Annotated in this window: 20 protein-coding genes and 1 pseudogene; 11 read left to right on the forward strand and 10 right to left on the reverse strand. The window is 42.8% G+C overall.

Annotation, left to right across the window (positions count from 1 at the left end; translation table 11 throughout):
- Nucleotides 1–130 precede the first annotated feature (130 nt).
- Entirely contained in the window at nt 131–2,419 is a 2,289-nt protein-coding gene (locus A7985_RS13655) for a winged helix-turn-helix domain-containing protein (RefSeq protein WP_065791018.1), read from the forward strand.
- A 78-nt stretch (nt 2,420–2,497) separates the two neighbouring features.
- Here A7985_RS13655 and A7985_RS13660 read toward each other — a convergent pair whose 3' ends face one another.
- The gene (locus A7985_RS13660) at nt 2,498–2,806 is read right to left on the reverse strand and encodes a hypothetical protein (RefSeq protein WP_065791019.1); all 309 of its coding nucleotides are present in this window, start codon (nt 2,804–2,806) and stop codon (nt 2,498–2,500) included.
- A gap of 283 nt (nt 2,807–3,089) precedes the next feature.
- Here A7985_RS13660 and A7985_RS13665 point away from each other — a divergent pair, with 283 nt between their 5' ends.
- From A7985_RS13665 to A7985_RS13675, 3 genes are all read left to right on the forward strand, one after another.
- A complete protein-coding gene (locus A7985_RS13665; RefSeq protein ID WP_065791020.1) occupies nt 3,090–4,469 on the forward strand; it encodes an L-cystine transporter in 1,380 nt (459 codons plus the stop codon).
- A 336-nt stretch (nt 4,470–4,805) separates the two neighbouring features.
- Complete coding sequence (locus A7985_RS13670) at nt 4,806–6,101, forward strand: hypothetical protein (protein ID WP_065791021.1); 1,296 nt, start codon at nt 4,806–4,808, stop codon at nt 6,099–6,101.
- 170 nt (nt 6,102–6,271) lie between these two features.
- Nucleotides 6,272–6,748, forward strand: a complete 477-nt coding sequence (locus tag A7985_RS13675) for a DUF3859 domain-containing protein (protein ID WP_176716744.1) — start codon at nt 6,272–6,274, stop codon at nt 6,746–6,748.
- Between the two features lie 80 nt (nt 6,749–6,828).
- Here A7985_RS13675 and A7985_RS13680 read toward each other — a convergent pair whose 3' ends face one another.
- Nucleotides 6,829–7,371 (reverse strand): cytochrome b, encoded by a 543-nt coding sequence (locus tag A7985_RS13680; protein WP_065791023.1) that lies wholly within the window; start codon nt 7,369–7,371, stop codon nt 6,829–6,831.
- Between the two features lie 103 nt (nt 7,372–7,474).
- On the opposite strand from A7985_RS13680, the gene A7985_RS13685 reads away from it, so the two are divergent.
- Nucleotides 7,475–8,392, forward strand: coding sequence for a LysR family transcriptional regulator (locus A7985_RS13685; RefSeq protein ID WP_065791024.1), 918 nt, complete (start codon nt 7,475–7,477; stop codon nt 8,390–8,392).
- A 52-nt stretch (nt 8,393–8,444) separates the two neighbouring features.
- Here the strand turns inward: A7985_RS13685 and A7985_RS13690 are convergent, their stop codons facing one another.
- The 6 genes from A7985_RS13690 to A7985_RS13715 form a co-directional block, all read right to left on the reverse strand.
- Nucleotides 8,445–9,719, reverse strand: coding sequence for an AAA family ATPase (locus A7985_RS13690; protein ID WP_065791025.1), 1,275 nt, complete (start codon nt 9,717–9,719; stop codon nt 8,445–8,447).
- Nucleotides 9,716–10,345 (reverse strand): RNA ligase family protein, encoded by a 630-nt coding sequence (locus tag A7985_RS13695; RefSeq protein ID WP_065791026.1) that lies wholly within the window; start codon nt 10,343–10,345, stop codon nt 9,716–9,718. Before A7985_RS13695 ends, A7985_RS13690 begins: the two co-directional genes overlap by 4 nt.
- Before the next feature lie 156 nt (nt 10,346–10,501).
- Nucleotides 10,502–10,846, reverse strand: coding sequence for a low molecular weight protein tyrosine phosphatase family protein (locus A7985_RS13700; protein WP_065791027.1), 345 nt, complete (start codon nt 10,844–10,846; stop codon nt 10,502–10,504).
- A 35-nt stretch (nt 10,847–10,881) separates the two neighbouring features.
- Nucleotides 10,882–11,508 (reverse strand): peptide chain release factor H, encoded by a 627-nt coding sequence (prfH, locus tag A7985_RS13705; RefSeq protein WP_065791028.1) that lies wholly within the window; start codon nt 11,506–11,508, stop codon nt 10,882–10,884.
- Entirely contained in the window at nt 11,505–12,671 is a 1,167-nt protein-coding gene (locus tag A7985_RS13710; protein WP_065791029.1) for an RNA ligase RtcB family protein, read from the reverse strand. Before A7985_RS13710 ends, prfH begins: the two co-directional genes overlap by 4 nt.
- Before the next feature lie 387 nt (nt 12,672–13,058).
- Nucleotides 13,059–13,727 (reverse strand): VC0807 family protein, encoded by a 669-nt coding sequence (locus tag A7985_RS13715; protein WP_065791270.1) that lies wholly within the window; start codon nt 13,725–13,727, stop codon nt 13,059–13,061.
- Nucleotides 13,728–14,078: 351 nt separating this feature from the next.
- Here A7985_RS13715 and argA point away from each other — a divergent pair, with 351 nt between their 5' ends.
- From argA to sdhD, 5 genes are all read left to right on the forward strand, one after another.
- Nucleotides 14,079–15,425 carry an amino-acid N-acetyltransferase gene (argA, locus tag A7985_RS13720; protein ID WP_065791030.1) on the forward strand — a complete coding sequence of 449 codons (1,347 nt, stop codon included), beginning with the start codon at nt 14,079–14,081 and terminating at the stop codon, nt 15,423–15,425.
- Between the two features lie 502 nt (nt 15,426–15,927).
- Complete coding sequence (locus A7985_RS26505) at nt 15,928–16,101, forward strand: hypothetical protein (RefSeq protein ID WP_176716745.1); 174 nt, start codon at nt 15,928–15,930, stop codon at nt 16,099–16,101.
- Between the two features lie 206 nt (nt 16,102–16,307).
- On the forward strand, nt 16,308–16,556 hold the full coding sequence (locus tag A7985_RS13725; protein WP_065791031.1) for a hypothetical protein: 249 nt from the start codon (nt 16,308–16,310) through the stop codon (nt 16,554–16,556).
- 462 nt (nt 16,557–17,018) lie between these two features.
- Nucleotides 17,019–17,399 (forward strand): succinate dehydrogenase, cytochrome b556 subunit, encoded by a 381-nt coding sequence (gene sdhC / locus A7985_RS13730; RefSeq protein ID WP_065791032.1) that lies wholly within the window; start codon nt 17,019–17,021, stop codon nt 17,397–17,399.
- On the forward strand, nt 17,390–17,728 hold the full coding sequence (gene sdhD, locus A7985_RS13735) for a succinate dehydrogenase, hydrophobic membrane anchor protein (protein ID WP_065791033.1): 339 nt from the start codon (nt 17,390–17,392) through the stop codon (nt 17,726–17,728). Before sdhC ends, sdhD begins: the two co-directional genes overlap by 10 nt.
- 8 nt (nt 17,729–17,736) lie before the next feature.
- On the opposite strand, the gene A7985_RS26510 is transcribed toward sdhD, so the two are convergent.
- Nucleotides 17,737–17,874, reverse strand: coding sequence for a hypothetical protein (locus tag A7985_RS26510; RefSeq protein WP_176716746.1), 138 nt, complete (start codon nt 17,872–17,874; stop codon nt 17,737–17,739).
- A 28-nt stretch (nt 17,875–17,902) separates the two neighbouring features.
- Here A7985_RS26510 and A7985_RS26515 point away from each other — a divergent pair, with 28 nt between their 5' ends.
- Nucleotides 17,903–18,055: a hypothetical protein gene (locus A7985_RS26515; RefSeq protein WP_176716747.1), complete on the forward strand. Its 153-nt coding sequence runs from the start codon at nt 17,903–17,905 to the stop codon at nt 18,053–18,055.
- Between the two features lie 185 nt (nt 18,056–18,240).
- On the opposite strand, the pseudogene chrA reads toward A7985_RS26515, so the two are convergent.
- Nucleotides 18,241–19,384 (reverse strand): annotated as a pseudogene (gene chrA, locus A7985_RS13740) (chromate efflux transporter).
- Nucleotides 19,385–19,489: the final 105 nt, after the last annotated feature.

The following is a 19,489-nucleotide window of genomic DNA, read 5'->3' on the forward strand; positions in this document are numbered from 1 at the left end:
TGCACAATGGTGTTGATTTCCAAGATATTAAATTTGGTCATCACTTTAGACGAAACAAAAATAAGAACAGGTCTTTAGATGAGTGATAGTCAAACGGAAGTGGTACTGAGGTTGTTTTTGGGGTTAGTGCATGGAGCATAGTCGGCAATATCAGTTAGGTATTTGGTGCATATGCCCAAAAACTAACAGTATAAACAGTAAGTTTGATACACGTACCCTCGACAATAAGAGCATGCAATTATTACTGCTGCTAATCCAGCATGCCGGGAACACGGTCACAAAGGATGAAATCTTTACACGCATTTGGAAGGATAAGTTTGTCACGGCGGATATTTTATCAGTCACGATCAGTAAAATTCGTAAAGCGCTTGATGATGATGCTCGTAATCCGTCTTATATAAAAACGTTACCCAATGAAGGCTATGTTCTGATTGCGCCGGTCAGTGAAGTTAGCAGCGTTAAACCCAGTCGCTTTAATAAGCGGGTTATGTTTTGGTTTCTTGCCGTGTTCAGTATGCTATTAGCGGTACTTTGTACTTGGTATTTTACTGATGTCAGATTAAAGCCGAATTCAAACCCTACAGTGAAAGGGTTAAATATTCAATCTATAGCTGTGTTGCCGTTCAATGACCTTAGCGTGAGTCAAGATAACGTGTATTTTACTGAAGGGTTATCTAGCGCGATAATTCATCAACTGGCGAAAGTTAAGCAACTTAAGGTAATTTCTCAAGATTCTTCATTTTTTTATCGAGACGATATTAATTCACGCGAAATTGGTGAAGCCCTAAACGTAGAAGCGATACTTGAAGGAAACATTCAAACACTCGGTGAGCAAACACGCATCAATGTCAGGGTGGTTAGCACCCAAAATAATCAACTAATTTGGTCTCAAACCTTTGATAGTGATGTACCAAATAGCTTTCAGCTGCAAGATAAAATCAGTACCGCAGTTAGAAAGGCTTTACATCCTGAGTTTAGCTCGCCGACAGTGTTAGCTAAGAGTATTAATGCGCAGGCTTATGAATGGTATTTAATGGGCCAATACCATTGGCGACAGCGCACGCCGAGTGAGTTGAACAAAGCGGTCAGCTACTTTCAACACAGTTTAGAGTTAGAACCTGACTATGCAGAGGCACATATCGGGTTGGCAATCAGCTATGCATTTTTACACACCTACGGCAGCTGGGGAGAGTTGGCAGCAATCGACGCGGCTCTTCCACATATTAACAAAGCGCTTGCTCTCAAGCCTCATTCTGCACAGGGGTTGGCTACATTGGGCATGATTCTGTCAGATAAAGCAAAGGCCACCGGAGACGACAGTCTTTATCAACAAGCGCGAGTGGCCTTTACGCAATCCTTACAGCTAGAAAGGAACGCGACAACCCATTTATGGTACAGCACGCTATTGACTCGGCTTGGCCACCAAGAAGAAGCCGTAGTGCACTTAGAGCAGGCAATTATTTTGAACCCTCTGTCTGCAGCGCTTAAACGTTCATTGAGTTATCTGTATAAGTCAATGGGGAAGCAAAACTCCGCAGACTTGATGTATCAGCAAGTATTAAAGCTAGCACCAAACTCAGCGTTGCGCCCATTCGAGAGGGCTAAAGTGAAAAACCATACTCGGGCATCAGTTTTGGCAATGGCTCAGTGGCAAGTGGCGAGTCCGGACCTCTTTGCGTCGTGTGCCAGCATTGAAATATGCGAGCAGCAAGTACTTGCATATTTAAGTGTGGGAGCTGAGCAAGTTGCAGAAGATTTGCTTGATAAGATGTATCCGCTCCATGGGCACTTTCGCCATTCATTGAGTTTGATTGCGCTTGGCGAGGCGCAAAATGATGCACTGATTTTGACGAAGATTCAAAACCAAGCTTTTCGTATTCCTTTTAGCAAAGAAGCACACATTACGCTAGCGAGAGCACAATTTCGTGCGGGGCACTTTGTGGAAGCCAAAAATACGTTGATACAGTTGTATCCACATTGGCAAGACAATGAGGCCGAGTTACAAAGTAATATTGATGCGGACAATTATTTTGTGGTGACCTTGTATGCTGCATCTTTGATGCAACTAAACCAACCCCAATTAGCGATGCGTCTGCTAAACAGTGTTGCTGCCTTTCTTACGCAGAACCACGTACATGATAAAGTGCAGGCTAAGTTTGTGCTTGCAGAAGTGAATGCGCAGCTTGGTAACAGTCAGCTGGCACTACAGCACTTAACAGAAGCTTTAAAGATGGGGTGGATAGAGTCGTTTAACTCACAGTGGTGGTCACTATCAAATAACCATTTACTGAAGCCATTGCACGAAATGTCTGAATTTCAAATGTTGCTAAAACAACATATAAAAAATCGCCAAGAGTTACGGCAGAACATTATGCGTCACATCAACCGCAATGTCAGTGACCATTCTGAGCTGAAATGATGAAAAATGATGGTGCTAGATAAAGATAATGGAGTAAGGTCATTGAGGGCGGAAAACTTTTCAAGCCCTCTATACAGCTCAATCGTCAGGTCCATTGATGGTAAACACGAGATGTTTTCGCATATCTTTTAAGATCACGCCTTTTTTAACCATGGCGGCACTCAAACGTTTTTGCCATTTTAAGAGGTCAGGTTTCGCTGCTTCTAACGCTTGCTCGTTTTCAAATTGAAAACACAGTAATAAAGAGCTTGGAAATAAATGAAATTCCATATCGAACCAGCATTGCAGCATGCCTGGGATTTCTTCAAGCGCCTGCGCTTCTAATTTATCTGCAACAGCGAGTACAAGTGCTTGTTGTTTTTCTTGCACTTTTGATAGTTTTTTCATGAGGGCGTTCCAATTAAAAAGCCTAATGTTAGACCACAAAGGCGATTATAACCGAGCTTAAGGTTTGCCAACAACTCGAATCACGTCCGTTATCTTGCGTCAAGGTTGACTTAGCCTAGTGCGTGTCAGTCAATAAATCATCAGTTCAATAACTCTAGAATATATCTCATTCCCAATCATTCTTTTCCATTGGGCAATAATTTATTACTGTGCATGCTAGAAAAAAATTCGACTTATCTTCTTAGTTAGATTTTCTCCCTTACAATCATTTAAAGGTAAATTTATGTCCTTCATCGCTATGGTGAGCCTTGCCGTTTTTGCTGCAATTCTCATTGTATTGTTTCAATCGCAGAAAAAAGGTGCAACGCTATCTCGGCTCGTGCTTATTGGCCTTTCTCTGGGAAGTGTATTTGGTTTTGCGTTACAGTTTTTGCTCGGAGAGGGCCATCAAGCCATTGAAGAAACCTTAAACTGGACGAATGTAGTGGGTAATGGCTATGTAAGCCTGCTTAAAATGATAATCATGCCCCTTGTCTTAGTGTCCATGATTGCCGCGGTGGTTAAACTTGATAAATCCGGTGCGCTTGGCAAAATCAGCGGGGTGACCATATCTGTGCTGGTGGTCACGACCATGATTGCGGCACTGATAGGTATATTTATCACTCAGGTTTTCGGGCTGAGTGCAGAAGGCTTAACAGAAGGCGCGCGCGAAACGTCGCGTATTGCGGTGCTGGAGTCACGCAGTGAGACTGTCAGTGAACTCTCCATTGCACAAATGTTGGTGAGTTTTATCCCAACAAATATTTTTCAAGACTTGGCATGGGAGCGTTCAACCTCAATTATTGCGGTGGTGATCTTTGGTATTTTAACCGGTGTCGCTGCACGCAAGGTGATGAATGAACGCGAGGAGCTAGAAGCGCCTATTCGTACATTCGTAGAAACGATCCAAGCAGTCGTCATGCGACTAGTGAAAATGGTGATTTCGCTCACACCATATGGTGTAGCGGCACTGATGGCAAAGGTTGTAGCGACTTCAAGTTTGGCTGATATCACGAACTTGCTTGGTTTTATTGTGGCATCCTATTTGGCCATTTTCTTGATGTTTATTGTACATGGCCTACTCGTTGGGTTGGTTGGCGTAAGTCCAAAACAGTTCTTTCAAAAGATCTGGCCAGTACTGACATTTGCATTTACTTCGCGCAGCAGTGCTGCGACGATCCCATTGAATGTAGATACGCAAATCAACAAGCTTAATGTTCCCCCTGCAATTGCGAATTTATCGGCGTCATTTGGCGCGACGATTGGGCAAAATGGTTGTGCCGGTATTTACCCTGCGATGTTGGCGGTGATGGTGGCACCTAGTGTGGGCATAAATCCAATGGACATCTCGTTTATTATGTCACTGGTTGCGATTGTTGCGATTAGCTCTTTTGGTATTGCAGGCGTAGGTGGCGGTGCAACTTTTGCTGCGTTAATCGTGTTACCTGCAATGGGCTTGCCTGTCACAATTGCAGCGCTTTTGATTTCAATCGAGCCGCTGATTGACATGGCACGGACAGCGTTGAATGTCTCTGGGTCAATGACGGCGGGAACCATAACGCATCGTATTTTAGGAGACAAGGCACAAGCTTCTACACCAACAGAGTCTGTTGCTCAGTCATAATCAATGCTTTAAAAAGGGGTCAAATATTGACCCCTGATATCACTCCAAAATTTCCTTTTTCAATTCTGTTGGATAACGTGTCGTCAAAGGCATATATCTTTTTCCACCCAAGAGATGAACAAGAAACTTATTTCATACACCCAAATGATATGTCAGCAATGATACTAGTAAAGTAGGGCTTTCCGTGATCCTTATAAAGTAAGGTAGGATGACGTTTTTTTTCATTCAGTGATTTAATTAAAATATTAATACTTACGTATATTTGGCTCTAATCTATTTGGTTAAATAGAAGGCTTGTAATAATATATAGCCAGTTTTTATTCCTGCTTATATCCTATGAAGTTACTACTCTGTATTTTACTATTTGTTTCGTTTAATGGGGCTGCCAAGCAAATCTATGCTCAAAATAGTGAGTGCCAGTTAGAAAATGCCGAGCCCATTAAGGTGGAACAGGATTATATTGAGTTTATTAATCGTTACAACTATACGCAAGTGGTTGATAGGCTTCGTTCCTTTCTTTTTGACAAAGCGGCATGGCATAGCAGAAAGCATCCAAATGGTTTGAAGGTTAAAAGCTTTAATATTGAATATAGCGAAAGGTTACACACCGTATCTTATGCGTACTTCATTCTACAACCTGTTAAATCATGCTCAAAACCCGTGATAGTTGATCAGGCTAACTTAAAGCTTATTTCTCTAACTAATCAGAAGTATCTAAATAAAAGCGAGCAAGATCCTAACCCTTTATACATCAGAACCAATTTAGTCACGCCAGAAAGTGCTTTTGGTGCAAAATTGGGAGAAAGCTATGCTGAAATCATTGAGCGCTTTGGTCGCTTCTCATTATTGTGGCCAATCAATGACACCATCTTTATGGCGGTACTGGGGAGGCGGCATGCTTTTTTATTTGAGAACCAAAAGTTCGTTGGTTATCACTATAACTCCAAATTGCTTCCCGTCTCGCTGACAAACATGTTAGAGCAAACGGATGCGGGCGAGATTTCGGTGGATGGGAAAAATGCATATGAACTTGGAGCTGGACCAAGAGGGCAAATTACCAAAAGACATATTGAGTTGTTTAAGCTGTATTTTGACAATCTTGACTGGTCAACTTGGGAAGATGGGTATGACCCGACTGAGAAATTTATTGTAGTGAGCGGTCTGTCAATTGGTGATTGGAAGATAAGCAAACATAAAGCAAATCCAATTCCTTGTTTTGACTTTGAAAAAGACGTCGAGCAATTTGTAGGTGAAAACACAGGGAGGCTGATATCGTCTGTAGACAAAAAAGGCCGATTGAATTATCTCACAGGGTGTATGCAGCAAATTGTGATCGAACATGGGCAGGTTTCTGAGGTCAATTTACTAGAGCAATGGACAATCTCGAGAGCTAAATTACTGATTAAAGAAAATACTTTGAGCCAACTCTCACCATGGCAGTTTTTAACAGTTAAAGAAGGCGATCCGGAAGAGGTATTGAATGGGGTGGGGTATACCGAATATAGTCGTGAGTCTGTGCCGTTTATTTCAGCTAAGTGGCAGGGCGAATTTTTAAAGTACGATGGAATGGTGTATGCCGCAAAACTAAAGCCTGTGACCAAGCAACTAGAAGAGAGTGATGATTCGCTTTAGAGGGAATCAAAGGCCCTAATTAGTGAGGTCGGTATAACTATTACATTCCCTTAAGGTTTGAAATAGGTGAGGCTATTCTCTAAACGCAAATACAAGCATAGGGACCAAGTTTTAATGGAGAAAAATATAAGGCAGCTATGATACGGAGCATATTTTTTGTAGTAGTGAGTTTGTTTTTTACTTCTTCACTCGCCGCACCAGCAATACCACATGGTATTGAGTCCGTTGTATTTGCGCACTCATATATTGAGAAAGTTGGTGGTGAGGTTATTGTCGAAGAAACGGCTGTTAACGACATAATCAGCATCGGTGACAGTGTTAAAGTTTTACAAGAACGAACTTGGATTATCCCCAATAGGCTGGGGACGGGGTTTGAAATTGGTGTGGCTTTTTATTCTATTCCTGTGCAAATACAATATTTTGATCTTTTGATAACCTATCCTGAGACCACTTTACCCTCTGGTGAAAAAAAGTCTCGGCTGGAACGTAAGATTGATATTTCGGGGCATCAAGGAGAATACGTTTGGGGGTTTGGCTACTATTTTGATTTCCCCTATGAAACAACACCCGGAGACTGGCATATAGAAGTACGAGCAAAAGGGAGTTTAATACACCGCTCTAAGTTTACGGTGGTTGCCCAAAACTAACTCATGTATTTATCTAACCAAGGTGGTGCAGATTGAGCCGTAGCGAATTTTTTTACTCCACCGCACCTAGTTGATTGGCTTTATGACTCTGAATTTTTGTCGATAGGCCAAGGTCTCATGCTATAAAGCACTTTATCTTTTAGTACCAGCTTGTGCCTTATGGCTGCCCCAATGTGTAATGCGACCAATGCTATTAGCCCTTGGATACACAAAACATGAATCGCACGAAATGTGTTAAACAGCTCAGTGTCATGATTGCCATTAAGCAAAATACTGCCAAAAAGCTGCACTGGTAAGTAATGGAAATTGGCGGTTGTATAGCCGGTCAACGGGACCAATACCATGAAAACATACATGGCATAATGGGCTGATTTTGCCATTTTTGCCTGCAGCGTTGATTGTGCATGTTTCGGTCTTGGGTGCTTTAAGGCAAACCTTTTACCAATGCGTATGAATAAGATGGCAGCTAGGCAAGCCCCAATGCTCGAATGGCCTATTAGCATGATGGTGCGATCTGCATCACTCATTTTCGGATAAAAGCCAATAAAGGCAAAACACATAAGGGCGAATAAAATGGCGGATAGCCAGTGCAGTAATTTATAAGACCAACTGTAAGAACTCACCGCTTGTCTCCTCTTAAAAAATAGTAATAGGTTTAAGGCTGAGAGATTAATTGATATCTTTAATTAAATAATCATCGAAATTTACAAAAGATTGTTTTTATACATGAACAATGATTTGAACCAAATTCGTATTTTTTGCAAAGTGGCTCAGCTACAAAGCTTTACACAAGCTGCACAAGCACTGGACATTGAAAAGTCGACAGTGAGCAATAAAGTCAATCACCTCGAAGCGCGTTTAGGCGTCAAACTGCTACAGCGAACCACTCGCTCCGTAAAATTAACGGAGGAAGGAGCGCAGTATTTACATTTTTGCGAGCAGGCGATGTCGCAATTGGCGCAAGGAGAAGCTTTTTTAAGTGACATGCGTCAGCAGGTTTCTGGCCATCTTAGGGTTGCAGTACCGCAAAATTTTGCGGATTTTATGGCTTCAACGATTGTTGTGCCATTTTTGCAAGCGCACCCAGAAGTCACTTTGGAGGTGCAGCAAGGAGCTCAAAATATGGACTTAATTAAAGATGGTTTTGATGTGGCGGTGAGAGCAAGCTTTAGTGACGTGGAAGACTCTAGCCTCGTCTACAGAAAAATATATCAGTCGCAGCGCGTGTTCATCGCGTCACAGCAGCATGTTGCCGATTATGGCGTTGCCAGCACCATAGCACAATTACGCTCACAACCTTATATCGCCAGCTTTGCTGGCGCGCGCAGCGATGAGTCATTCAACCAAGTATATGCGCAAGATAAATGGCATACCCTAAATGCACGGCTAACGGTCAACTCGACAGCCGCGGTACTCAGTGCTGTTGAAGCTGGGCTGGGATTCGCTATTATGCCTATTGGCATGGTAAAAGATAAAATTGCATCAGGTGAGTTTGTACAGATTGCATCCGATATAACCTTAACGGATTCAGTGATTTATTTAGTGTACCCAAGCAGAGTGGGGCAACCAGCCAAATTGAAAGCCTTTCTCGATATGATGGTCAGTTGGGGAGAGGGGATGATGCAACCAAATAAAGTGAAGTAGCCTGTATTTGGTTGCATTTGAATCGGGTTTTGCGATGCTGTTTCAGTTAGGATTAACTCATTGAATCGAAGGTTCCTCGTCTGGCGAGCTCCACTCCTTTGTTGCCAATGAGCAAAAACCTATGTGCTTCGTTAAAACACGGCCACTGCAATTTTCCTATTTGCTCTGAAATAACCTGATTGTCTACGCTAAATCGACGATCTTGATTATTACGTCGCAGTGACTTGTCACTTAATTGAAAGGCGACCAAGGTGACAAGTGCACCGTAATTTCTACCCAGATCACAAACAATACTCCTGAAGTCTTTACGAATATTTGTGGCGTCCCACACCACATTACGCTTTTTGGCGAGCGCTTGCTTTAAGCGTTTTTTGGCAAGTTGAAGAACTTGTCCACGGTTTTTTTGGCAGGCTTGGTGACCATTTAGCTCCTGCCGTATGCCGTCAAGAGAAATAACTTCAAATCCAGCAAGGTGTTTTTTAATCCAAGTGGACTTGCCGCTGCCACTGATGCCACACATCACATACAGGTGGCTATAACTTTGACAGGCGTCATAGTTCTTAGCGATAGCTTCCTCGATGGTACTGATTTGTCCATGTGCCAATTGACTGATGGCAAGATTACTTAAATATGTTTGCTGAGAAGGAACTTTTTTCACTTGAATTTTGGATAACAGTGTCAAAGTAGCGTGGTCTTGCAGTCCCCATAATTCATAATCTTGCGCAAACATTTTAAACTCTTCAAGCATGCCAAGCTGTAGTGCAAGGTCATCACAGGTCCTGCCTTTCATATCTGCAACTTCAAGCCAATATAAAAGTTCTAGGTTGGCATTTAAGGCTAAGTGCAAATAATCTCCATAACTTTGGTTCTTTATCACCAGTAGCTTCAATTGGTTGTGAAAACCGACTAATCCCATAACCGTGGAAATGACACTATATGCCAATGGGAGCGCGATTAAGCGAGTGGCCAAGTAACTGGCACCCATCTCTTCATGTCGAGGAGCGACAACGCGCTCTATACCCGCAATTTCTTTGCGCCGAGTAGAGCGTGGCTTGGCAATATCATGAAGCAGTGCACCGAGAATAAGCGCTTGTCGGTGGACCCCTTTTATATGGCATGCCTCATTATTGAGCTCTGTGTATAACGCTTTTAATACCATATCGGTATGAATCGCGACATTGCCTTCAGCATGCCAGATAGGGTCTTGTTCTGTATCCTCGAATTGTAATAATAGTGGAAAGTAATCCGCCAAGTAATCAAGGCACTCTTGAAAGTCTGGTGTGTGATCTTGCGTGAGGCTGTTTAGCCAAGCTTCGAGCGCGCTCATTTTCGAGTTCCTTTCAAGCGATTGGGAATAACGTCAGTGTGCATCCAGTGTTTATTGGTTGTAACATGGTCACGCCTGACCCACTTCGCCACAGACTGTGAAAAAGCCTTAAACGCAAAGCTGTCGGCAAGACGCACCACATAGCCTTCTTGTTTTGAGGTATCCAGAGTGATGCTTTTAATTACCTGCTCATCCCAAGGGCCGACGTACAACTCTTTCGGTGCACTGAGCCCAAGCTGCTGAAAAAAGACTTTGCTATCATGCCAGTTTAGAGACTCATTGCGTTCATTCCACACCGAAAAAGCCAAGAAATAGCTACTCAAAGCATCGTAACCAATGGCGTGTTTGGCATACAGGTTTTCACCACAAATACGCCAACCTTTCGGTATTTTGTAACCTATTTGCGCTTGCAGCGCTTTGACCCAAGCTCTAGATGGGTGAAAGCGACTGTCTAACGACCGCGCGTGAATATAGTCGGTGTATAATGTGGTGTTTTCACCATCCATTTTTTCAGTTACAACGACTTGCTGGCCTTCAAAAAAGTGCGCATGTGTTTGTTGTAAATCATCTGGTGTCGCACCCGGCGACCAAGGTAGGTGCGGTGTACGGGGGTACTTTACTCTCATAATGTAATTCCAATATTTATGTCAATGATGGCCAACCGTGAGACTGGCCAGTACGCAAAGGGCATAGGCACATATCGCTTCCAAAATTAAAAGCACTCGAGATGCTGAAGCTATGTGCAAAGGTGGAATTACATGGTTTTATCCTCTTTAAATCTGTTAGGCATTGAAGGGATATGAGATACCTAAATGCATGCTTACAACTTCTTTGAAAAGTTGAACAAGTGCTGGGTCCATATACCTGTATTCATCGGGTACATCTAGCACCCGTATATCTTTGTATTTTGTTTGGCGAGCAAACTGACCTTTCAATCGACACTTATGCTTTTCTTCCATGGTAAAAATGATATCCGCCCATTGGATATCTTGTGTGTTGACCGTCTTTTTTGCTCTTGGGCTGGTGCCAGCTGAGCGCACATTGATCGCTGAGTGATTTTTCCATACTTGCTCCCCTGTTGGGCTACGCCATTGATTACGGCTACAAATAAATAAAACATTACACATAATTTGCTCCTTGTTAGGGAGTTGCAGGGCGCATACTAGTGCTTGGCGACAAACTTTGGCCCTTTAAAAATCCTCACAGGGTCGCCTCGTTCAACTTTCTGATGCTGTTGCCAACGCGATTTCTCTTGTGCGTGCACTTGTGTTTGCTGAATTTCAGCCAACTTTTGCAGAACCAATGCTCGAGCCAGCTTTTTATTAGCATGTTGGCTGCGCTCACTTTCAACGCGTACCGAAATCCCCGTTTTAGCATGCGTCGCTCTGACGGCTGAATCGGTTTTATTCACATGCTGGCCACCGGCTCCCGATGCTCGGCATGTTTGAAAGGTGATCTCGGCGTCAAATTGATACTCATCTAATTCATACATTTGGCCACTGAAAAACCAGTTTTTACGTCTATGGTTTGGACGAAATTGGCTTTCGCATACCCACAACATCGCGCCCTGCCAACTTTGCGCAAATTGCTTTGTGGCCTGTATATCAGGTGATGATAACTTCACCACGACTGACTTGTAGCAGGCTTGCTTTTCTGCGGGTGTCAACTCAAGAGTCTCGCAGACTATCCCTTGAGATTTGCTCTCTTTTAGTATTTGAGCAAAAGCTAGACCAAGCGCTTTACAGCATTCAAGGGGGCCTTGCCCAGAAGACAATTGCAATAAAATCATTCTGAGCAACTCCCATTGGTTTTAAACGTGAGTACAGGGCGAAGTCTGGCAATGACTTCAATTAATTTTGCATCAATGAGATCACTGATGATGGTTTCGCATTTTTTATAGGCTTGGGGTGCTTCATCGTACAGCAGTTCTTTGTTGCCACATATCACACGGCTCCCAAGTGCAGTGCGATACAAATCATCACGTTTGTATTTGTGACTCAAGCGCCCCTGACAATCACCACGTTTCCATTTTCTGCCCGCACCATGGGCCAGCGAAAGCAAGTTAGCGTGCGCTTGTTCACTGGTGCCAGTAATGGGTCTAACTAGGTAACTGTAATCACCTCGAGAACCAGGAATAACCACGCAGCCTTTATCGCTCGGCGTTGCGCCTTTACGGTGCAGCCAGCCAAGGGTGTTACCAATCCGTGTTTCACAAACTAAATTGTGATTAATATCTAACGTGCAGTGCCCAGTAGCTCGGATGGCATCTAAAAAGCGCAGCGCAATCAACTCTCGGTTGAGCTCGGCCCATCGCAGCGCCTCGTCGTGCGCCGTTATATAGTCTTGAAAACTCGCCTCATCGATGTGCAACCCGTCATGATTATGATGTTCAATGTGGTTCACTAAAATGGATTGGCCTAAACCTCTTGAGCCGGAATGCACTAATAGTTGCAGCTGCTTTTTGTTGAGGCCAAGCGACTCCAAAGCGTTTTGGTCATACACTTCGTCGATAGCTTGGAACTCAGCAAAATGATTGCCACCGCCTATTGTGCCTAGTGCATGGTCAAAGCGATGAGTGACAATGTTTTTTTCTGTTTTACGTGTCTGAATTATTTGTTCCCAGCTCCCATCAAGAGGCTGCTCTACGTGTGCAAACTTTTTAGTCAGCTTGTCTAAGTTGACCTTAGCGACCTTCACGGAAGTTTGCCAGAGCGACATGCCACAGCCGATATCGTTACCGACAAGTGCTGGATAAACTTTATCTTGAGTAAAAAACGCTGCCCCAATAGGGTAGCCTCTTCCCGGGTGTAGATCTGGCATACCAGCTACATGGTGCATACCTGCAAGCTGAGAAGTTTTAACTAGTTGCTGGATAGCTTGCCCTTCAATCCACGTATCATCGGACGCAATGAGGGTCGTATTTTCTGTAATTTTTTGGACGGAGTTGCCCATAATACCAATACCTTAAAATAGTATTTAAAACGAAAAACGTATTGGCAGGCCGTACTCACTTTAAGTGACCGGAGGTAGCTTTACACGAAAGCTAAAAATGTAGTTAGCTTCGAGCTACTTAGCGGATTAGACCTGCAAAGGATAATAATGTATTTGTCATGATTTATACTCCTCTACAGTTAGGTGATAATGAATAATTCGGCGCAATGTTAGTCCCTTTTTTAAACCAATGCAAACACAAAGTTTATATTTGTTGGTTCAATAATGGTGAGTACCAGCGCGGGGGTAATGTACAAATTAAATTTAAGACTTTTTTAAGTGTTTGTTTATTTTGATTTTATAGGCTTGGGGAGAGACGTGACAGCTCCCCAAATGGTCGTGTAATTTCTATTCTGGTTCGTGGAACATCTCTTCAACCGTTAACCCTGTGAGCTTCTTGAGGGAGGTTAGGAGATAATAAAGCGCAACAAAAAAGATGATCATTGTAGGCAGAACAATGACTGGGTAACTCAAAGCGGTCATACGACCCAATTCGCTATTGTAAGCTTCAGTGCCAGCTGGGCTGACGACGATCATTTTTGCCAAGACGTAGTTTAATACCGACGATAAGAAAAAGGATGCGGCAAGAATATTGGATGCGACAACTTGCACTTTTGACAGCTTTTCGGTGTTGCCTGCTTGCTCCAGTGCAGACTCTATTTTTTTGATGTCCATGATATTGTCGTTAAACATCATTGTTTTAAGTAGCGGGTATTTAGTGTATTGGCTTACTACGATGGCAATCCCTATGATGCCCGGTATTAAAGCTTCTTTAATCGCAATGTATTTTGCATCAAGTTCTAATAAGCTAATGCCGCCAGTAAGTAAAACAGAAACAATCCCTAGTCCAGAAATAAAGTTGAATTTCCCTGTTCTACTGCGCTCCCAAAGGCCAAAACCGACAGGGAATGCAAGGGCGACGATAATGCCCAGTGTTGGCCCAAGAGAATCTTCACCGGACAAGCGAGTCAGCACGACCACAGGAATAATGATATTAAAAAGCAATTGGCTAAACATGCCAGATTGTTTCTTGTCAGCTTTAGGCACAAGCACCTCTTTAAAAATAATCCGAAACTGATAAGAGTGTACGGCAATTTAGGCCTGCGCGGCAATCTTCGAAGTAAGCAATGAGGTGAACCAACCGGTTTACTGGGACAAAGTACGGTTGTTGGGAGAAATAACATAGTTTGCATGCTTATTCATTTAAATAACACGCAGAATTATTGCTGTTATTAAGATTGTAAAATTTAGGGAGAGATAAAAAAGCACAATTAAAGAATAATAATTCTTTAATTGTGCATAATAATTCTTTACTATGTTGGCTAACTTGTTCGTGTTTAATCACTCTGCATTTAAAAGGTAAATACAGTGCGTACAACTGAATTGGTGGCAGGCTTTCGCCAATCTACCCCCTATGTCAATGCTCACCGAGGTAAAACGTTTGTCGTTATGCTGGGGGGAGAAGCGGTTGATCAACCTGGCTATCGAAGTATCATTAATGACGTCGCGTTACTGACAAGCTTAGGTATTAAAATAGTTTTGGTGTTTGGTGCGCGACCGCAATTTGACAGTGCTTTGTCCCAAGCAGGTCTTCAAAGTGAGTTTCATAATGAAATTCGAGTCACTGAAAGCGAATCTCTTCAGATCATTAAGCAGGTCAGTGGTGCGATGCAGTTGGATATCACCGCAATGCTTTCAATGTCGCTGTGTAGTACCCCAATGTCGGGCAATTCATTAAATGTCGTGAGCGGAAATTTCGTGATTGCTCAGCCGCTTGGGATTGATGATGGGGTTGACTATCATCACTCTGGCCGCGTTCGTCGTATTGATGTGGATGGCATCAGGCACCAATTAGATAACAATAGTATTGTTTTGCTTGGCCCAATTTCTGCCTCAGTGACAGGTGAGAGTTTCAATTTGACCGCGGAAGAAATTGCTACCCAAGTTGCACTGAAGCTCGATGCGGACAAGATGATCGGGTTTTGCCATGAAGCCGGTATACTGGATGAAAATGGTGAGGCGATTGCTGAGTTGATGCCAAACGAAGCCGTTCAGTTACTGGCTAAACATCATAGCAGCAGCGAAATTTGCAAAAGCGCTGCTGCATTCCTAAATGCTGCAATCGAAGCATGCCGAGGGGGTGTTCATCGTTGTCACCTTGTTAGTTATAAAGAGGATGGTGCACTGTTACAAGAGCTGTTCTCTTTGGATGGCATTGGTACACAAATAGCACCACAAAGCTCTGAGCAATTGCGCAGCGCGACCATTAGTGACATTAATGGAGTATTAAACTTAATCCGCCCACTTGAAGAGCAAGGTTACTTGGTACGCCGTTCTCGAGAGCAGCTGGAAATGGAGATAGAGCAATTTAGTGTGATCGAACGGGATGGGTTAATCATTGCGTGTGCTGCTTTGTATGCGTTTCCAGAAGAGGAGGTGGGTGAGTTTGCCAGTCTCGCCGTTCATCCCCAATATCGAGATGCGGATAGAGGCAGCTTTTTACTACGAGTAGTGATCAATAAAGCGAGAAAACAAGGTTATAAGGCGCTATTTGCCTTAACAACTCGCAGTATTCATTGGTTTTTAGAACAGGGCTTTGACTGTGCAGCCGTGGATGATTTACCAGCCAAGAAAAAGTCACTTTATAACTACCAGCGCCGTTCAAAAATACTGAAATTAGACTTAACCCGTTTACCTAAAAACCGTCATTTGTAAGAAGGGCTATGGATGAGAGGAGGAAGTTTAATAGGCTGACTTCTCTAAGCATTCTTTTAAAGGGGGCGCTCCTTGCTGCTCTCTGTTTTGACTTTAAATTTCATATCTAACCTTGAAGCACTCGCAATGCGAATTTACTAACTGACAAAACACCCCATATTGTGAGGCGCATAACAATGCGTTGATTTGAATAGGCGATGCACCAGCAATCACGTATTCGAGTTATCTGTTTCTCCATATGACTTAAATAATGCCACTTTACAGAGTACGGCTTTGTAGAGGCTCTGTGGGAAGGGGTTTATCAACCATTATTAAATGATTAATAATGTACCTATTATGGGTTTTTATTTTTATTTTTCTAAGGTAGGGTTACTTTACTGAGTCGCTAAGCCTTGCTTTGTAAGGTTGTTTAGTCACTCTGTGTCTTATGCATGCCGAAATATAACAATAACAATAGCATTTCGGCTGCAGCTTAATTTATAACATGGTAAGGAATGACCACATGAAATTAAAATTACAAAAAAAACAAATAAAAAGCCTATCTCAAAAAAATATCAATGATGGCAAAGCGCTAACTCCGAACGCCGTAGGTGGTTTGGGTAAAACGCATCAAACGGATGGCAATATTTGTCAAAACTTATCACTTGCGCCTAAAACATGTGGATTCATAGAGTAAAAGAACGCCCTTGATGGATTTGGTTGTTTGAGAGTATCACGCCAGTGATGCTCTTTATCTCAGTTGCAAAGTCTTAAATTGAACCGCATTTAGCGTGTTTATTTCACGATTGTACTAAACCCGTTTACAATTGTTTGTTGTATTATTTATCCCCCATTTCAGAACTGTTATTCTATCGATATTGCATATCTAGTGAGCCAAATAGCATGATTGATGATAAAGAAGAAATTAGCACTTTAGTAGAGTTAGAATCATTTTTGACTTTAGTAGAAAGTGGAGGAATGGGATTGGAAAATGTGGCAGGCATTGCACTTGCAACACATAATAGCAGCGGTAGGCCGTTTGTCGCGGTGTTAGATGATAAACATCAGCTGTTGCTAGGGCGCTGGGTTACCCAAGAAGTGTTTGAAAATGGTAAAGACCTAGTGAGAGTAGGCCCTAAAAAGCGTCACTGATCCTATCCAACCTGTTGAGCTAAGAGTCTTTTTCTTAGCTTTGAGCACGCATAGCCTATGATGAAAGGTTGTGCGTGATACAAGAAACCAGCAGCTTGCCTTAGTTTATTAGAACACTTTGCCTTCGTTGCATTGAATCTGCCTCAAACCTTTTCTCAATTGTTACTCGAGCAGTTAGACAGGCCCTTAAGCACATGTTTGACCAGCCTATCAAAATCGCTGAAAGTGTATAAATAAAAGGAAAATAGCGTGTTTACTGTCGAAAAGGCAAAACACCATGAGCGCGGTATTCCCCACCTAATTGAATGCATCGATAAGAAAACTCAAAACGCGATATTCGATGACATTGCTATTACCAGCGCGTGCCTTGTAGCACCCAAATGCACTTTATCACTGGGATAATTTGTAAGTGGTAATGATTTGCGTTAGCATTTATTGAAATTAAACATCTAGGTATCCAACATGAGAAAAGAGCGGCCAACTAATTTGGCAATTCAAACCATGGCGCTACCCATTACTGCGTATGCTTCAATTTTACACCGAGTAAGCGGCGTTATTGTATGGGGAGCGGCTGTCGTTTTATTGCCATTGCTTATTTTTGCAATGCAATCAGCACAAAACTTCGACACCCTAAGTGCTGTTTTTAACGAAAACTTTTTTGCGCAATTCGTGGTTTGGGGCTTGTTGACGGCGCTTGGGTACTATTGTTTAGGCACGCTTAAACATATTATTCAAGAGTTCGGTTACTTCGAGGAGTTAGCCAGTGGCTGCATGATTTCTCGCGTAGCAATTGGTTTAGGTGTGGTACTGAGCATCGTTGTAGGAGTGTTGATATGGCTATAATGAACATTGCGCGTTCAGGTACTAAACAATGGGTTTTGCAGCGAATTAGTAACGCAATAATCGTCGCATACAGCATATTGATTGTTGTGTTATTGTTATCTGAGCCAGTTACCAGCCACCAAGCCTTAGTGAATATGTTCACACCGATGTGGTTTAAAGTTCTAACAACGCTCAGTGTGTGTGTGTTTGCTTTTAACGGTGTGATAGCCGGCTGGCAAATTGCGGGTGATTATGTCCAAGGTGGCACCATCAACAAAATCTTTAACCTAGCTTGTGTGCTGCTGAGTTTATCTATGATCTTAACCATGATAAAGCTCATCTGGCTATAGCACTTCATTCAGTCATACTGCTCTTCTTCCAACGAGAAGAGCAGATCAAATAAAGGCGCTATGACGCTGACGGCGATTAAAGCAGCTGACAATGCCCAAATATAGTTGAGCTCAGTATTCGCCTCAATTACCCACGATACGCTCATACTGAGCCAAAACACATTAAACAGCATAATGCAGAAATTAGGTTTCAATGACTTTGCGCAATGTTTACAGCGAACCGCCTCTCTATTGAGTAAAGGCATACGTTCACTCAATGTCAGTGGCTTATTGCAGCAAGGGCAAGTACGTGTGGCAAAACTTTTTAGCATGATACAGACTGAATGATAATTATTATCATTCAGTCTAGTCGTTTTATACTGGAATTGAAACCTTTAATTTAAAGGTACAGCACTTTTTATTGAGGGACGTTAAGGTCGTCACCTAAGGGGGCCTAAGATCGAGCGGAGCCCTTTTTTATAAGTATCGCCGGACAGGCTGGCAAGCTTTCAATTGAACAGTCTCACCATTTCTTAAATGAACCCCATGCCAAAACCCGCTAGCATAAAAGTCAATACGAGCCAGATTATTGGCAGTTTAAGCTGTTTCATCAAGAAAAAACCAACGAGTACAAGGGCTAAATCCAGCGGCTGTATTACCGCACTGATGAACACGGGTTGATATAACGCTGCCACTAACAACCCAACAACAGCGGCATTCACACCACTCAGAGCCCCCGCAACACGTGGCATTTTTGCCAGTGATTGCCAATTTTTTAAAACCGCGAGAAGCAATAAGAATCCTGGTAGGAATACGGCTAATGTCGCGATAAGCGCCCCTGTTAATGGGGTACTAGGCATCAACTCATAGCCGATGTATGTGGCAAAGGTAAACATCGGTCCAGGTACTGCCTGCGCTGCGGCATAACCGGTTAAAAAAGCATCCTGGCTAAGGTTATCGCCTACGATATTTTGCAAAAGTGGCAGTACAACGTGGCCTCCGCCAAAGACTAAACTACCCGCTTGATAAAAATCGTTGAATAAGCCGATGGCTGGCGATAGAGCAGCTAAAAGGGGTAATCCTATGAGTAGAGCAATAAATAAAGCTAATGGTATGTAACTCGGCTGAAAGCGTTGCTGCGCCGCTTGAGACGTGTCTGATTTTAGAAAGTGAGCCCCTAAAATCGCTGCGAGTACGAGTACGCCAATTTGAGTCATAATGCTGGGCGCTGCAAGCAGCGCGATGGCTGTGGTGACGCACAACCCAACGGACAGTGTATTCTTACAAAATTTTGTACATGCCCCAAGCTGCATCGGCAACAACGACTACAGCCAGTAATTTCAGCCCGTGTACGACACTTTGAAAGGCGCTGGTTTCGATGACCTGACTGGCCAGCAATGCAAGTCCAATCATGATTAAGACCGAAGGCAGTGTAAAGCCCAAAAATGAGGCACAGGCACCGGCTAATCCACCGCGTTTATAGCCCAAAGCAAACCCGACTTGGCTGGATCCTGGGCCCGGTAAAAACTGACTTAGGGCAACAATTTGTCCATATTCGTGGTCATCTAACCATTTGAGTTTTTCGACAAAGGTTTGTCTAAAGTAACCTATGTGTGCGGCTGGTCCGCCAAAGCTGACCCAACCGAGCAAAAAAAACAGTTTGAATATTGAAAACATGATGGAGGTTTTTATTTAAGTGAATTTTTAATTGTGCGTATAGGTTAAAAAATGGATTATAATTAATCAAATTAATAGTATTTATTATATCTATGAATAAAATAG

This window comes from Pseudoalteromonas luteoviolacea (assembly GCF_001696455.1).
Taxonomy (GTDB): domain Bacteria; phylum Pseudomonadota; class Gammaproteobacteria; order Enterobacterales; family Alteromonadaceae; genus Pseudoalteromonas; species Pseudoalteromonas luteoviolacea_C.

Coding starts and splice junctions, on each gene's coding strand:
- A7985_RS13665 (WP_065791020.1), top strand. CDS start 3,090: ATGTCCTTCATCGCTATGGTGAGCCTTGCCGTTTTTGCTGCAATTCTC.
- A7985_RS13655 (WP_065791018.1), top strand. CDS start 131: ATGGAGCATAGTCGGCAATATCAGTTAGGTATTTGGTGCATATGCCCA.
- A7985_RS13715 (WP_065791270.1), bottom strand. CDS start 13,727: ATGTTTAGCCAATTGCTTTTTAATATCATTATTCCTGTGGTCGTGCTG.
- A7985_RS26515 (WP_176716747.1), top strand. CDS start 17,903: ATGCAGAAATTAGGTTTCAATGACTTTGCGCAATGTTTACAGCGAACC.
- A7985_RS13670 (WP_065791021.1), top strand. CDS start 4,806: ATGAAGTTACTACTCTGTATTTTACTATTTGTTTCGTTTAATGGGGCT.
- A7985_RS26505 (WP_176716745.1), top strand. CDS start 15,928: ATGAAATTAAAATTACAAAAAAAACAAATAAAAAGCCTATCTCAAAAA.
- A7985_RS13695 (WP_065791026.1), bottom strand. CDS start 10,345: ATGAGAGTAAAGTACCCCCGTACACCGCACCTACCTTGGTCGCCGGGT.
- A7985_RS13710 (WP_065791029.1), bottom strand. CDS start 12,671: ATGGGCAACTCCGTCCAAAAAATTACAGAAAATACGACCCTCATTGCG.
- A7985_RS13725 (WP_065791031.1), top strand. CDS start 16,308: ATGATTGATGATAAAGAAGAAATTAGCACTTTAGTAGAGTTAGAATCA.
- A7985_RS13685 (WP_065791024.1), top strand. CDS start 7,475: ATGAACAATGATTTGAACCAAATTCGTATTTTTTGCAAAGTGGCTCAG.
- A7985_RS13690 (WP_065791025.1), bottom strand. CDS start 9,719: ATGAGCGCGCTCGAAGCTTGGCTAAACAGCCTCACGCAAGATCACACA.
- sdhD (WP_065791033.1), top strand. CDS start 17,390: ATGGCTATAATGAACATTGCGCGTTCAGGTACTAAACAATGGGTTTTG.
- A7985_RS26510 (WP_176716746.1), bottom strand. CDS start 17,874: ATGAGCGTATCGTGGGTAATTGAGGCGAATACTGAGCTCAACTATATT.
- A7985_RS13660 (WP_065791019.1), bottom strand. CDS start 2,806: ATGAAAAAACTATCAAAAGTGCAAGAAAAACAACAAGCACTTGTACTC.
- prfH (WP_065791028.1), bottom strand. CDS start 11,508: ATGATTTTATTGCAATTGTCTTCTGGGCAAGGCCCCCTTGAATGCTGT.
- A7985_RS13700 (WP_065791027.1), bottom strand. CDS start 10,846: ATGTGTAATGTTTTATTTATTTGTAGCCGTAATCAATGGCGTAGCCCA.
- sdhC (WP_065791032.1), top strand. CDS start 17,019: ATGAGAAAAGAGCGGCCAACTAATTTGGCAATTCAAACCATGGCGCTA.